Below are 14035 nucleotides of genomic sequence, written 5' to 3'. Positions count from 1 at the left end.
CAGCATGAAGGCGATCACCATCACCAGCACCGGCCTGGAACTCGTGGAGAAGGAAATCCCCGAGCCGGGTGACGGCGAGATCCGGGTCCGGGTGCTGCGCTCCGGCGTCAACCCGACCGACTGGAAACGGCGGTCGGCCGGCGAGGCGGGCGCCGTCCCGAACATGGACGGCGCCGGGGTCGTCGACGCGGTCGGGCCGGGCGTGCTGTCCCACCACGCCGGTGACCGCGTCTGGGTCATGCTGGCCGCCCACACCGGCCCGCACGGCACGGCCGCCGAGTTCACGATCGTTCCCGCCGCGCACGCATTTCCACTTCCCGAGCCTTTCCCGTACGACGTGGGCGCCGCCCTCGGCGTACCGGCCGTCACCGCCCACCGGGCGCTCACGGTCGCCGAAGCCGGTCCGAAACGGCTCGGCCCGGGCGCCCTCGACGGGCGCACCGTGCTGGTCGCCGGCGGCGCCGGGGCGGTCGGGCACGCGGCCATCCAGCTGGCCCGGTGGGCCGGCGCGACGGTGGTGACGACGGTCAGCAGCCCGGCCAAAGCGGCCCTGGCCACGGCGGCCGGCGCGCACCACGTGGTGGACTACAAGCGCGGTGACGCGGCGGCCGAGATCCGGGCGATCGCGCCGAACGGGGTGGACATCATCGTCGAGGTGGCCGTGGCCCAGAACGCCGCGCTGAATCAAGCGGTGGCGGCGAACCACGCGACCATCGCGATCTACGCGAACAACGGCGGGGACACCGCGGCGTTCGACATCCGGCCCCACATGATGATCAACGCCCGCATCCAGTTCCTGATCCTGTACACCGTCGGTGAAGAAGCGCTGCAGGCCGCGGCCGAGGACGTCGGGACGGCGCTGCGCGACGGCGCACTGCCGATCGGCGAGGAACACGGCCTGCCCCTGCACCACTTCCCGCTGTCCGAGACGGCCGCCGCCCACGACGCCGTCGAACAGGGCATCACCGGCAAGGTCCTCATCACCCTCGACCAGCCTCTGCCCTGAGGCACCCCGGAGAACCAGCCGGGGCGCACGGCGCGGACGGGCCGGCGGGTCCCGGCCGGCGCTCACGGCTGTTTTTTGTCCCCGGGACGACCCTCAGCGCCAGCCGGCGGGCGTGAGTCGCGCTTCACGCCGGAGTGGGGGCGGGGTCGCGGAGGGCTGGGCGGGCGGGGGCTGATGACGTACGTGGGAAGGGGGTCGGGGGTTGTGGTTGTGGGGTTGATCGACGGTTAGCATCCGGTTGTTCTCAGGATCGTGGGGGTCGGACCGATGGGCATCCCAGCTTGCAGGAGGGGGAGCAGATGACCGTCGGCCAGATACCCGAGACCGTCGAGCGCCTGCTGGCCAGGGCCGAACAGCTGCGCACGGCCGGGGATTACCGGGCCGGGTGCGAGACCGCGCAGCGGGCGGCCGAGCTGGCCCGGTCGATCGGTGACGGTGCCGGGCAGGCCGAGGCGCTGCGATCGCTGGCCAACCAGCTGCTGCGGATCGGCCGGCAGGAGGAGGCGGTCACCGCGTGCCGCCAGGCGGTCGCCGAGCTGGAGACCCTGAACGACGGCGCCGGGATCTGCCAGGTGCTGACCCTGCAGGCGATGCCGCTGCGGGACCTGGGCATGCACGAGGAGGCCCTGGAGGTTCTGGCCCGGGCGCGGGACATCGCGCAGTCGCTCGGGAACCGGGACCTGCTCTACTGGGTGCACAACCGGACCGGCGTGGTGCACGGCAGCATGGGCGATCACGAGCTGAGCAACTCGTATCTGTCGCAGGCGCTGACCATGGCCACCGGGATGGACGACGAGGCCCGGTTCTGCATTCTCAACAACATCGGCGACAACGCGACGTACGAGGTGCCGCGCCTGCGCCGGCTCGGCGAGGGCGACCGGGCCGAGCGGATGCTGGCCGACGCGCTGGGCTGGATCGGCGAGGCGCTGCGGCTGGCCCGGGTCGCCGGGAACCCGTTCCGGGAGTCGCTGAGCCTGGACAACTACGGGGTGTTGCTGGCGCTGGCCGGGGATCTGGACGGTGCGGCCGGGCACCTGGAGCAGTCGCGGGCGATCGCGGTCGATGCCGGGTACTGGTCCCTGGAGTCGGCCGCGCTGCAACATCAGGCGCGGGTGCGGCTGTTGCGCGGCGAGCACACCGAGGCCGTCGAGGGGCTGCTGCTCGCGCTGGACCGGGCGCGGCAGGCCGGCGAGAAGCCGATGGTCATGGAGATCCTGCGGGAGCTGTCCGAGGCGTACGAGCAGTGCGGCGACTACCGGGAGGCCCTGCTCTGCTACCGGGGTTTCCACGACCTCGAACGGGAGCTGCACAACCAGGTCGCGGCCGCCCGGGCCCGGATGGCCGCGCACTACTTCGAGCTGGACAACGCCCGCCTGGAGGCCGAGAACGCGCGCCTCGAGGCCGAGCTGCACCGGACGTCCAACATGGAGCTGGTCGCGGCCAACGCGGTCTGGCAGCGGCAGGCCACCGAGGACGCGCTGACCGGGCTGCCGAACCGGCGCTCGGTCGACGAACGGCTCCCGGCGCTGGCCGCGGGCGCGACCCCGGTGTGCGTGGCGCTCGCCGACGTGGACCTGTTCAAGCAGGTCAACGACCGGTTCGGGCATCCGATCGGCGACGAGGTGCTGCGCCGGATCGCGGCCGTCTTCCTGGACAGCGTGCGCGACACCGACCTGGTGGCGCGGCTCGGCGGCGAGGAGTTCCTGATCGCGCTCAGCGGTTCGTCGCTGGCCGACGCCCGGGCGACCTGCGACCTGCTGCGGGCGCGCGTGGCCACGTACCCGTGGGAGCAGATCGCCGCCGGGCTGAGCGTGACGATCAGCTTCGGCGTGGCCGAGGCGGCCGGCCCCGACCTCGGGCTGGGGCTGGCCGATCAGCGGCTCTACGAGGCCAAACGGGCCGGCCGCAACCGGGTGCACGCCCACTGAGCCGGACGCGCACCCGGGCCGCGGATCAGCAGGCGACCTGGGTGCGGCCCGCCTTCTGCTCCCAGGTGCAGGTGTCGTGGACCTGGCCGGTGCCGGTTCGCAGCGTCGCGGTGTCGCCGGTGTTGTTCCAGACGTAGTTGCCGGAGTTCCAGTAGAGGTTCGTCGTCGTGTCCGTGCCCCGGCCGGTGTGCAGGGTGACCTTGCCACCCTGGCCCGGGACGGTGACGCTGCCGAACGTGTACGTGCGGGACCGGTCGACGATCTTCCAGCCCTTGAGGCCGACCGCGGTGGTGCCGGTGTTGACCAGCTGGATCCATTCGGCGTTCAGGGACTGGGCGGATCGGGTGTCCTGGCCGGGCGAGTCGTACTGCACGGCGGAGAACCGCAGGGTGGGGGTGGCGGCCCGGGCCGGAGCACCCAGGGCCAGGGTCGCGGCCGCGGCGAGTACGCCGGCAACGGCCGATGACGTGCGGTTCAAGTGAGCTCCTCGATACAGACGGTGAACATCACCGATTCTCTCGGGGTGGGGGCGGACGGCCCTGCTTGCCGAGGCGCGCGTCCGGGTGGTTGTCGGATCTCCGGGTCGTCCGATTCGCATTCGGGGCGCCGGTTTTCTACAGATGCTGCACGCCGTACGCGAATGATGCTCGGTGATGAACGCCCAGGTCAGCGTGAACCGGTTCAGCCCGGGCCGGAAACATCCCGGAAATCAATCATTGACAGAGCTGGATGCCAGGCCTAGCTTCAGCCCGAGGAAAGCGCTTACCTGCACGTGGATCCCCTGACCCCGTCCCCCAACGGAGGTAAATCCCCATGTCCCCGTCACGTCGCACCGTCCTCGCCGCGACCGCCGGCGTCCTCGCCGGAGCCGGCGGCCTGGTCACCGCCGGCGCCGGCCCGGCGTTCGCCGCCGAGTCCAGCCCGGTCGGATTCGCCGGCCTCAACGGCGGCACCACCGGCGGCTCGTCGAGCACCGTCGTCACCGTGACCACGGCGTCCGCCCTGAAATCGGCGCTCAGCTCCGGCACGTCACAGACCGTCCGGATCTCCGGCCTGATCACGATCTCCGGCATGTACAGCGTCGCCTCCAACAAGACGGTCATCGGCGTCGGCTCCGCCTCGGGCGTCACCGGCGGCGGCCTCAACCTGTCCGGCGTCAAGAACGTGATCATCCGGAACCTGGTGTTCAAGAACGCCGCCGACGACTCGATCAACGTGCAGGAAGGCACCACGAACGTCTGGATCGACCACAACGACCTGTCCAACGGGTACGACGGTCTGATCGACATCAAACGCGGCTCGGACTTCATCACCGTGTCGTGGAACCACCTGCACAACCACGACAAGTCCATGCTGCTCGGGCACAGCGACGACAACAGTGCCCAGGACCTCGGGCACCTGCGCGTCACCTACGTCCACAACTGGTTCGACGGGACGAACCAGCGGCACCCGCGGGTCCGGTTCGCCAACCCGGTCCACGTGCTCAACAACTACTACAGCAACATCGGCTCGTACGGCGTGGCCTCGACCGAGAACGCGGGCGTCTTCGTCGAACGCAACTACTTCGAGAACGTCGCCAACCCCACGGTCACCCAGACCGGCGACTCGGACTCCGGCAACCTCAAGGTGCTGAACAACTACAAGGTCAACTCGGGCACCGAGCAGGTCCGCAACGGCGCCAGTGTCGCGGCGATCCCGTACTCGTACACGCCCGAGGCGAACAGCACGGTCAAGGCCACCGTCACCGCCGGGGCCGGCACCGGCAAGATCTGACGTTCCCGCACCTGACGGCGCCCGCCCCACCATCCCCAGGCGGGCGCCGTCACCATTTCCCCCGGAGTCCCCCATGAAGATCCTCATCGGCGCTCTCGTGACGGGCGTCCTCCTCGCCGCCACCCCCACCGCCGCGCGGGCCGCGACCTCGTTCACGGTCGCGCTCGACGGCAGCGGCAACTACACCACCATCCAGGCCGCGGTCGCCGCGTCGTCCTCGGGCGGCGTGATCACCATCAAAGCCGGGACCTACCAGGGGCAGGTCCAGATCCCCGCGAGCAAGTCCGGGATCACGCTGCAGGGCGCCACCGGCACGTCCGGCGACGTGATCATCACCGGCAACAAGCCGCAGTCGACGGCGGGCACGGCCGGCAGCGCGACCGTCTACAACCTCGCCCCGAACAGCACCATCAAAGGCCTGACCATGCAGAATACGTACGGCGCGGGGAGTCAGGCGCTGGCGCTCTACGCGGCCGGGGATCGTCAGGTCTATCGGAACGTGCAGCTCAAGGGATATCAGGACACGTTCCTGGTCTGGGGCGGCACCGGGAGTTCCCAGATCCGCGCCTACGTCTACAAGTCGTACATCTCGGGTGTTACCGATTTCATCTACGGTAACGGGGCCGTGGTCATCGACAGCACCACCATCGAATCGACCAACATCAACAGCTCCAACAACGGCTACATCACCGCCGCGGCGACCGACGACAGCAATCCGTACGGGTTCCTGATCACCCGCTCGGTCCTGAAAAGCTCGGCCGCCGCGCAGACCGTCGCACTGGGACGCTGCTGGCACGCCGGGAACGCGGCCGACGCCATCGGACAGGTCCTCGTCCGGGACTCGACCCTCGGGGCGCACATCCGGCAGGCCGGGGCGTGGCAGGACATGGGCGGGTTCTCGTGGAGGACGTGCCGGTTCAACGAATACAACAACACCGGTAGCGGCGTCACCAACGGGACCGGTGACCGGCCCCAGATGAGCGCGGCGACGGCCGCGAACTACACGTCCCAGAAATACCTGGCCGGCGCCGACGGCTGGAACCCCGTCCAGTAGCCGATCCCCGCGGCTGACCCGGCCGGCCGCCCTCGCCCAGCCGGTAGCGCACTCGACCAGGCCGCCCGACCGGAAAGCGGCGGATTCCAGACCCGCGCGCTGCCGGCCGGGCCGTGAAGAACTGGTTGGATCGGGCCGCGCTAAGCGGCCCGGGTGATCCGGGCAAGGCGTTCCGGGGTGGGCCAGTGCACGTCATAAGCCCACCCCACCCTCTCGAACAGCCAGATCACCCGCGCGGTCACGTCGATCTGTCCCGGCCGGACGCCGTGCCGGGCCTGGGTCGGATCGGCGTGGTGCAGGTTGTGCCAGGACTCGCCCATGCTGAGGACGGCCAGGGGCCAGAAGTTGGCCGATTTGTCGCGGGCGGTGAACGGCCGGTCGCCGATCATGTGGCAGACCGAGTTCACCGACCAGGTCACGTGGTGCAGGAGGGCGACCCGCACCAGCCCGGCCCAGAAGAATGCGGTCAGCGCGCCGTGCCAGGTGCCGGTGATCAGGCCGCCCATGGTGGCCGGGCCGAGCAGGGTGATCAGGGTGAGGGGGCCGAAGAGGCGGTGGATCACGCGCATGTCGCGGTCGGCCAGCAGGTCGGGGCAGAAGCGGCGCTGGTTGCTGAGGTCGCGGTCGAGGATCCAGCCGAGGTGGGCGTGCCAGAAGCCGCGGGCCAGGGCGGCCGGGGTGGTGCCGTACAGCCACGGCGAGTGCGGGTCGCCTTCCTTGTCGGCGAAGGCGTGGTGCCGCCGGTGGTCGGCGACCCAGTGCAGGATGGGGCCTTGCACGGCCAGGCTGCCGGCGACCGCGAGGCCGATCCGGAGGGGGCGTTTCGCCTTGTAGGAGCCGTGGGTGAAGTAGCGGTGGTAGCCGGCGGTCGTCCCGAGGATGGTCACCAGGTACCAGCCGGTCGCCAGGGCCAGGTCGAGCCAGGTGAGGCCCCGGCCCCAGGCGAACGGGATCGCGGCGAGGACGGCCAGGAACGGCACGATCACGAAGATGTAGACGGTGACGTGCGCGGGCAGTGGCCGTTTGCCGGCCAGCAGTTCGCGGTGACCGCCGACGGTGAGGGACATGTGGCCGGACGCTATCGGCGCCAGGCGGCGTGCGAGTGAACGCCGGCCACACAACGAACGGTCAGGGTTTGAAGGCGGCACCCACCGACGAGCCCTTGGTGGGCTGGGCGATGCAGTGCAGCAGCCAGCCGTCGGCGCCCTGCATGGGCCAGGCGTCGCGCCGCCAGCCCTTGGTCGCGGCCGGGTCGATGCTCTGAGCGGCCAGGACGGTGGCCGAGCAGGCTTTGGCCACGTCGGGTTTCTTCATCAGCGGTGATGCGGCGTCGAGCAGCGGTTCGCCGGCGGGCAGCCGGATCGCGGCGAACGTCTCCCACACGTGGGTGCCGGGGCAGTACGCCGACACCGGCGGGCGGGCCTGGCCGGAGATCGCGACCACGCCACCCCAGCACATCGGCTGGCTCGGGCAGAAGCCGTCACCGCAGGCGCTGAACCCGTCCGGTGCGCCGCCGGCGGCCGTGGCCGCGCTCGGCTTGCCGGCCGCCGCCGCGCCGTCCGGCTGGTCACCGCCGCCGCGCAGGGTGATCCCGGCGATGATCAGGGCGACGACCACCACCGCGGCGGCGATGCCGATCAGGGCCCGCGGGGATTTCTTTCCTTCGGTACGGACGTCGCCGGCGCCCGCGGTCAGGTCGGCCTGCCGGGCGACCTCGGCCATCGCCAGCGCGGTCGGGAAGCGTCGTTCCGGGTCGCTCTGCAGCGCCCGCTCGACCAGGGCCAGCATGGCCGGCGGCAGGTTCGAGCCGAGTGTCTTCGGCTGTTCCTGGATGCGTTGCAGCGCCACCGCGTACGGGTTGTCGCCGACGAACGGTTTCTCCCCGGCCAGGCATTCGTAGGCGACCAGGCCGAGCGAGTAGACGTCGCTGCGCCGGTCCGCGGGCCGACCCATGACCTGCTCGGGCGAGAGGTAGCTGGGGGTGCCGAGTACCGCGCCGGTGGCGGTGACCCCGGTCGAGTCCTCGTGCCGGGCGATCCCGAAGTCGGTGATCAGCACCCCGCCGTCCTGGCGGAGCATGATGTTGGCCGGTTTGATGTCGCGGTGCAGGATGCCCTGGTCGTGGACGGCCTGCAGGCCCTCGGCGGCGGCCACGATGATCCGCCTGGTCTCGGCCGGGTCGAGTCGTCCCTCCCGGGCCAGCCGCTGCGCCAAGGATTCGCCGTCGATGAATTCCATGACGAGGTACGTGTATCCGCCGGACTGCCCGACGTCGTGGATCGCGGCCACGCTCGGGTGGTTGACCCGGGCCATGGCGTGCGCCTCGGCGGCGAAACGCCGTACGAAATCGGGGTCCTGAGCCGCCCCCGGCAGCATCGTCTTCACGGCGACGAACCTGTTCAGGGCCTCGTCGAACGCCCGCCAGACCTCGCCCATCCCGCCGGCGCCGAGCCGGTTCTCCAGGCGGTATCGATCGCCCAGTCGCATGCCGGCCCCCAGGCCGAAATTCGGTTGCACGCGCGCATCGTAGGGGCTATGTATCGCAAACTTGTAAATCTATCGGCGTGTCATTTACGAAAGGCCCGCGCGAGCCGGCGGACGGCCTCGTCCATCAGGTCCGGCGGCGCCGCGGCGTAGGTGAGTCGCAGGTGCGCGGCGGGCGGTTCGGCGGCGAACCAGGGCCGGCCGGGGAAGACGATGACGCCCTGCGCGGCGGCGTTCGCGGCCAGCGCGACGTCGTCGACACCGTCGGCCAGACGGACCCACAGGTGCAGGCCACCGCGTGGGATCGCCGCCGGGACCAGGGCCGGCAGGTGGCGTTCCAGGGCGCCGAGCAGCGCTTCCCGTCGATTTTTCAATTCCCGATGGAGCGTACGGAGATGACGCGCCCACCCCGGCCCGGTGACGAACTCCAGTGCGGCCTGCTGCAACGGCCCGGCCACGAAGAAGTCGTCGAGCAGTCGCGCCGATCGCAGCCGCGCCCCGGCCGGCCCGCGCGCCCCGATCGCGGCGATCCGCAGGCCGGGCGCCGCCGATTTGGTCAGGGAGCGCAGGTGGACGACGTGCCCGTCCGGGTCGTCGGCGGCCAGCGGGGGCGGGGCCGCGCCGTCGATGACCAGGTCCCGCGCGTAGTCGTCCTCGATCAGGAACGCGCCGTTGGCCCGCACCGCGGTCATCACGGCGGCCCGCCGATCGGCCGCGAGCGTCGCGCCGGACGGGTTGGCGTAGAGCGGCTGGCAGTAGAAGAGCCGCGCCCCGGTCCGAGCGAACGCCGCCGCCAGCTGATCCGGCAGCACCCCGTTCTCGTCGGCCGGCACCGGGACCACGCGCAGCCCGCTCGCGTGGGCGGCGGCGAGCGCACCCAGGTAGGTCGGCGACTCGACCAGCAGGGTGTCGCCGGGCGCGGCCAGCGCGCGGAACGCGGACGACAGCGCGGCCTGCCCGCCGGGGCAGATGACCAGGTCACGGGCCCTCAGGTAGGCGCCCGCGTCACGGGCGAACCAGTCGCGCAGGTCTTCGCGCCCCTCGGCCGGGCCGCGCTGCCAGGCGGCCGGCTGGCGGGCGACCCGGGCCAGGGCGGTGCCGAGGGCCGTGGCCGGTTGCAGGTCGGCGTGCAGGTAGCCGCCGGAGAGCGGGATCGCGCCGTCCGGCGGTAACGCCAGTAACGCCTGCATCTCGCTCTCCCCGAAGCGGCCCGGGCCCAGCGCGACCGTCTGCCAGGAGAGGTCGGGCGCCCGGACCGGCTCCGGTCGCGCCGCCACGAACGTCCCCTTCCCCGGGCGGGCCTCGACCAGACCCTGCGCGACCAGGGCCCGGATCGCCTCGGCGACGGTGACCGGCGAGGCGCCGTGGTGGGCGGTCAGCTCGCGGACCGACGGCAGCCGCGTTCCCGGGGTGGCGCCGGTGACGCGGGCCCGAAGATCTTGGATAACACGGGAGGCTGCGTTACCGTCATTCATGAGAGACAAGAGTAGCGCTACTGACCGCGACACGATAACGGCCGGCCGGGCCCTGGGCGCGCTGGGTGTGCTGGCGTTCAGCATGTCGCTGCCGGCCACCCGGGTCGCCGTGCACGATCTCGACCCGTGGTTCGTGGCGTTCGGCCGGGCCGTCGGCGCCGCCGCGCTGGCCGCGGCGTACCTGTTCCTGACCCGCTCGCCGGCCCCGACCCGGGCCCAGTGGCGGCGCCTGCCGGTGGTCGCGCTCGGCGTCGTCGTCGGGTTCCCGCTGTTCACGTCGCTGGCGCTGACCAGCTCGACGTCGGCCCACGGCGCCGTCGTGATCACCGTCCTGCCGGCGATGACCGCGGTGTTCGCCGCACTGCGGGCCCACGAACGGCCGCCGCTGATCTTCTGGCTGGCCGGCGGTGGCGGCCTCGTCGCGGTGCTGTTCTTCCTGGTCGCGAGCGGGGCCGTGCACGGTGGGCCAACTCCGGCGGACCTGTATCTGCTGGCCGCCGTGGTGCTGTGCGGGCTCGGCTACGCCGAGGGCGGGGCGCTCGCCCGGGAGATCGGCGGGGCCCGGACCATCTGCTGGGCGCTGCTCGTCGCACTGCCCGCCACCCTGCCGATCGCCCTGGTCACGCTGCCCTCGCGGGCCGGCCTCCCCAGCTGGGCGGCGTTCGGCTACCTGACCGTGGTCTCGATGTTCCTCGGGTTCTTCGCCTGGTACGCGGGACTGGCCAAGGGCGGCATCGCCAAGGTCGGGCAGATCCAGCTCGCCCAGCCCGTGCTGACCCTGGCCTGGTCGGCACTGCTGCTGGGCGAGCCGGTCACGCCCGCGTCGATCGGGGCGGCGGTCGTCGTGCTGGGCTGCGTGGTGCTGACCCAGCGGGCCCGTCAGGGCTTGCGGGTGAGCTTCCACCAGAGCGACGGCTCGCTCGTGGCACTGTCGGCGCGCAACTCGACACGTACACCCGAAGCCTGAACCTCGCCCACCGCCTGGCCGGCGCTGACCAGCGGCCCGGGTTTCGTCGTCGTGGTGGTGACCTTGACGGCGAGGCCGGGCCAGCCGATCACCTTCAGGGCGCTCGCCGGGGAGACCTGGGAGGTCGCGCCCCACGCCGTCTTCACGCTGCCGACCGGATCGGCGGCGAGCAGCTGATACTCCTTGACGGTCTTGCGGACCGAGGCGAGCAGCGCGCGGACCACCTTGTTGACCGCGGCGAGCTGCTCGGGCGTGTTCGCGCCGGGCTGGTTGAAGACCGCGCCGACGATCACCAGGGTTTTCGCGCCGACCTTCTGCCGGGCCGCGAAGACCAGGTTGCCGCCGGCCTGATCGGTCGACCCGGTCTTGATCCCGAAGACGCCGTCGACGCCGAGCAGCGCGTTGTAGTTCTGGATCTTCCCGACGACCGGGATCTGCGCGTCCCGCAGCTCGACGATCTCCGCGAACGCGTCGAACTTCAACGCCGCCCGGGCCAGTTTGACCTGGTCGGCGGCGGTGCTGGTGGTGCTCGGCAGGAAGCCCGACGGGTCGGTGTACTCGGTGTCGGTCATGCCGAGCTCGTCGGCGGCGGCGTTCATCTTCTCCAGGAAGCCGTCGAGCGTGTCGGCGTCCCAGATCGCCAGCTGGTGCGCGATGTTGTTCGCGGACGGCAGCATCAGCGCCTCAAGGGCGTCCCGTTCGGTCAGCTTCTCCCCCGCGACCACCTTCACCAGGGACTGGCCGCTGGGGATGCGCGAGTTGTAATCGGCCACGTCGGCGGCGGTGACGGTCAGGTCCGGACCCTCGTCGTCGCCCTCCAGGGGGTGGTTCTTGAGAATGACGTACGCGGTCATGACCTTGGCGACACTGCCGATCGGCTCGGTGCTCCTGCCGCCCGAACCACCGATCCGGCCCAGCCCCTCGATCATCAGCTCGGCCGAACCCTGAGCCGGCCACGGCAGCTTCGGGAGCGCGCCCGGGATCTTCAGGGTCGCGGCGACCGTGGTGCTCAGGGTCGCGTTCGGCAGGTCGCGGGTGAGCTGCACGGCGGCGCCGCCGCCGAGCACGCCGACGATCAGGAGGATCGCGACGACGATCGCGACCAGCTTCGTCCGGCCCTTTTTGGGGGTGACGGTCTGGCCGCCGCCACCGTACGTCGTCGGGCCCGGTGCCTGCGGTTGCGGCGGCACGGGCGGCTGCTGAGGAAAGGGCGGCTGATTCGTCACGGGCGAGGTGAACGGATCGTAAGCCGAGCCGGCGGGCGCGGGCACCGGAACCGACGCACGCCCGGGCTGGAGTGGCTGCTGAGGCACGGGAACCGACGCCCGCCCACCGGCTGCCGGATTTGTCCCGAAGGCCTGCGGCACCGAGGCGCGCCCGGGCACGGGCGGACTGTGCTGCACCGCGTTCTCCCCGGGCCACGGCACCCCGCTCTCCCCAGGTCGCGGCCCGGGAACCCGCGCCGACCCCGCCGCCGGTGCCTCCCGGCCGGCCCCGTCGTTCGGCTCCCCCGCCTGCGTCATCAGTGCGCCCCCTCCATGGCCCCGGACCGCCCGGATGCCGGACCCAGTATTCCTGAGCTGCTCAAATCCCTCCCACCCCGACAGCCACCAGGCCAGATACTGGAAACAAACGCCCATCTATGCCCGGCGTGCTGATCTTCCGAAAAATTACCGCTTCCCACTATGTGGGGGTTTGTCGGCCTCGACCGTGGACACGATGGATTTATATGCGTTCCACTACGGGTGAGGTCGCCGCAGCTGTGAGGGGGAGCCGGATGAGTGCCACCGATGTCGTGATCACCGGAATGGGTGTGACCACCCCGTTGGGTGGGGACGTGGAGACCCTCTGGACCAACATGCTCGCCGGCCGGTCCGGGGTCCGCCGGATCGACGAGCGATTCGAGGACTACCCGCACCGGGATCAGCTGCCCACCCTGATCGGCGCGCCGATGGCCGTCGAGCCGGACACCGTCCTCCCCCGGGTTCAGGCCCGCCGCCTGGACCGCTGTGAGCAGGCCGCCCTGGTCGCGGCCCGCCAGGCCTGGGAGGACGCGGGTTCCCCACAGGTCGACGGCGAACGTCTGGCCGCGGTGATCGGCTCCGGCATCGGCGGTGTCTCGACGATCCTCGGCCAGGACGACCTGATCGAGGAGAAGGGTCCGCTCAAGGTTTCCCCGCTGGTCGTACCCATGATGATGCCGAACGGCCCGGCCGGCTGGGTGAGCATCGAGTTCGGCGCGAAGGCGGGCGCCTACGCCACGGTGTCGGCCTGCGCGTCCGGCGCCGAGGCGCTGGCTCTGGCCGCCCGCCTGATCCGGGCCGGCGAGGTCGACGTGGTGATCGCCGGCGGTGCCGAGGCGTGCATCGCCCCGCTCACCATCGCCGGTTTCGCCCAGGCCCGCACGCTGTCGAAACGCAACGACGACCCGGAACGCGCCTCCCGCCCGTTCGACACCGCCCGCGACGGTTTCGTCCTCGGCGAGGGCGCCGGCGTGCTGATCCTGGAACGCGCCGACTTCGCCGCCGCCCGCGGAGCCCGCGTCCTCGGCAAACTGGCCGGTTACGGCGTGACCGCCGACGCCCACCACATCACCGGCCCCGACCCGACCGGCGCCGGCCAGATCCGCGCCATCCGCGCCGCCCTGCGCACCGCCGACCTGTCCCCCGACGACGTCGACCACGTCAACTGCCACGCCACGTCCACGGTGGTCGGCGACATCGGCGAGGCCAAGGCGGTCCGGTCCGCCCTCGGTGACCACGTCGTCCTCACCGCCTCGAAGTCCAGTTTCGGCCACCTGGTCGGCGCGGCCGGCGCGGTCGAGGGCATCGTCACCCTGCTCTCGATCCGCAACGGCGTCATCCCTCACACCCTCAACCTGGACGACAAGGCGCCCGAGGTCGAACTCGACGTGATCACCGGCAAACCCCGCCACCAGGAGATCCGCGCCGCCATCAGCAATTCGTTCGGCTTCGGCGGCCAGAACGTCTCCCTTCTGTTCACCCCCGCCTGATCAGCCGCAGACAACCGCCCGCCGCTCGCTGTCCGCCTATCGGTATCGGTCAGAACCTGATCAAATTCTTCATTGCCTCGGTCCGCCGGGGTACAGACCGTCGCTCCCGCGGGGACCCTTCCGGGCTTCGCAGGGCGCTGGCGCGCCCAGAACGCGAAACCCTCCAGGGCGACGTGGTCGGGTGGGCACGGTCAGAGCAACAAACCCACCCACACCCGACACCGATTCCGCAGGTGCCCGTGCCCCGGACCCCGCAACGCCGTTGCCATTCCAGGCCCGGCGCGCGGTCGAGATGGCGGGCAGGCTGATCACGGCGCGCCGGAGAGGGCCGGGGC

Annotated in this window: 11 protein-coding genes; 6 read left to right on the top strand and 5 right to left on the bottom strand. The window is 71.4% G+C overall.

The genetic code is table 11. The features are described from left to right. Positions 1-4: 4 nt before the first annotated feature. Positions 5-1006, top strand: a complete 1002-nt coding sequence (locus tag ACSHV8_RS07280; RefSeq protein ID WP_436530653.1) for an NADPH:quinone reductase — start codon at positions 5-7, stop codon at positions 1004-1006. A gap of 299 nt (positions 1007-1305) precedes the next feature. After that, positions 1306-2934, top strand: coding sequence for a diguanylate cyclase (locus ACSHV8_RS07275; RefSeq protein ID WP_436530651.1), 1629 nt, complete (start codon positions 1306-1308; stop codon positions 2932-2934). Between the two features lie 25 nt (positions 2935-2959). Here ACSHV8_RS07275 and ACSHV8_RS07270 read toward each other — a convergent pair whose 3' ends face one another. Beyond that, a complete protein-coding gene (locus ACSHV8_RS07270; protein WP_436530649.1) occupies positions 2960-3412 on the bottom strand; it encodes a lamin tail domain-containing protein in 453 nt (150 codons plus the stop codon). A 335-nt stretch (positions 3413-3747) separates the two neighbouring features. Between ACSHV8_RS07270 and ACSHV8_RS07265 the strand changes: the two genes are divergently transcribed. Together ACSHV8_RS07265 and ACSHV8_RS07260 are read left to right on the top strand one after the other, a co-directional pair. Beyond that, positions 3748-4707, top strand: a complete 960-nt coding sequence (locus tag ACSHV8_RS07265; RefSeq protein ID WP_436530647.1) for a pectate lyase family protein — start codon at positions 3748-3750, stop codon at positions 4705-4707. Between the two features lie 73 nt (positions 4708-4780). Beyond that, positions 4781-5761 (top strand): pectinesterase family protein, encoded by a 981-nt coding sequence (locus tag ACSHV8_RS07260; RefSeq protein ID WP_436530645.1) that lies wholly within the window; start codon positions 4781-4783, stop codon positions 5759-5761. A 140-nt stretch (positions 5762-5901) separates the two neighbouring features. Here the strand turns inward: ACSHV8_RS07260 and ACSHV8_RS07255 are convergent, their stop codons facing one another. The 3 genes from ACSHV8_RS07255 to ACSHV8_RS07245 form a co-directional block, all read right to left on the bottom strand. Further along, a complete protein-coding gene (locus ACSHV8_RS07255) occupies positions 5902-6828 on the bottom strand; it encodes an acyl-CoA desaturase (RefSeq protein ID WP_436530643.1) in 927 nt (308 codons plus the stop codon). 61 nt (positions 6829-6889) lie between these two features. After that, positions 6890-8278, bottom strand: a complete 1389-nt coding sequence (locus ACSHV8_RS07250) for a serine/threonine-protein kinase (protein WP_436530641.1) — start codon at positions 8276-8278, stop codon at positions 6890-6892. A gap of 50 nt (positions 8279-8328) precedes the next feature. Next, a complete protein-coding gene (locus ACSHV8_RS07245) occupies positions 8329-9720 on the bottom strand; it encodes a PLP-dependent aminotransferase family protein (protein WP_436530639.1) in 1392 nt (463 codons plus the stop codon). On the opposite strand from ACSHV8_RS07245, the gene ACSHV8_RS07240 reads away from it, so the two are divergent. Next, entirely contained in the window at positions 9719-10687 is a 969-nt protein-coding gene (locus ACSHV8_RS07240; protein WP_436530637.1) for a DMT family transporter, read from the top strand. The genes ACSHV8_RS07245 and ACSHV8_RS07240 overlap by 2 nt on opposite strands. Here ACSHV8_RS07240 and ACSHV8_RS07235 read toward each other — a convergent pair. Next, positions 10600-11877, bottom strand: coding sequence for a D-alanyl-D-alanine carboxypeptidase family protein (locus ACSHV8_RS07235; RefSeq protein WP_436530635.1), 1278 nt, complete (start codon positions 11875-11877; stop codon positions 10600-10602). The genes ACSHV8_RS07240 and ACSHV8_RS07235 overlap by 88 nt on opposite strands. 587 nt (positions 11878-12464) lie before the next feature. Here ACSHV8_RS07235 and ACSHV8_RS07230 point away from each other — a divergent pair. Continuing rightward, positions 12465-13700, top strand: a complete 1236-nt coding sequence (locus ACSHV8_RS07230) for a beta-ketoacyl-[acyl-carrier-protein] synthase family protein (protein WP_436530633.1) — start codon at positions 12465-12467, stop codon at positions 13698-13700. The last annotated feature ends 335 nt before the right edge of the window (positions 13701-14035 follow it).

The organism is Actinoplanes sp. HUAS TT8 (assembly GCF_051380535.1).
In the GTDB taxonomy this organism is placed as follows: Bacteria; Actinomycetota; Actinomycetes; order Mycobacteriales; family Micromonosporaceae; genus Actinoplanes.
Note: the sequence above shows the minus strand (reverse complement) of the source record. Positions and strands in the feature narration are given on the sequence as shown.

Coding starts and splice junctions, on each gene's coding strand:
- ACSHV8_RS07280 (WP_436530653.1), top strand. CDS start 5: ATGAAGGCGATCACCATCACCAGCACCGGCCTGGAACTCGTGGAGAAG.
- ACSHV8_RS07275 (WP_436530651.1), top strand. CDS start 1,306: ATGACCGTCGGCCAGATACCCGAGACCGTCGAGCGCCTGCTGGCCAGG.
- ACSHV8_RS07265 (WP_436530647.1), top strand. CDS start 3,748: ATGTCCCCGTCACGTCGCACCGTCCTCGCCGCGACCGCCGGCGTCCTC.
- ACSHV8_RS07260 (WP_436530645.1), top strand. CDS start 4,781: ATGAAGATCCTCATCGGCGCTCTCGTGACGGGCGTCCTCCTCGCCGCC.
- ACSHV8_RS07255 (WP_436530643.1), bottom strand. CDS start 6,828: ATGTCCCTCACCGTCGGCGGTCACCGCGAACTGCTGGCCGGCAAACGG.
- ACSHV8_RS07240 (WP_436530637.1), top strand. CDS start 9,719: ATGAGAGACAAGAGTAGCGCTACTGACCGCGACACGATAACGGCCGGC.
- ACSHV8_RS07245 (WP_436530639.1), bottom strand. CDS start 9,720: ATGAATGACGGTAACGCAGCCTCCCGTGTTATCCAAGATCTTCGGGCC.
- ACSHV8_RS07230 (WP_436530633.1), top strand. CDS start 12,465: ATGAGTGCCACCGATGTCGTGATCACCGGAATGGGTGTGACCACCCCG.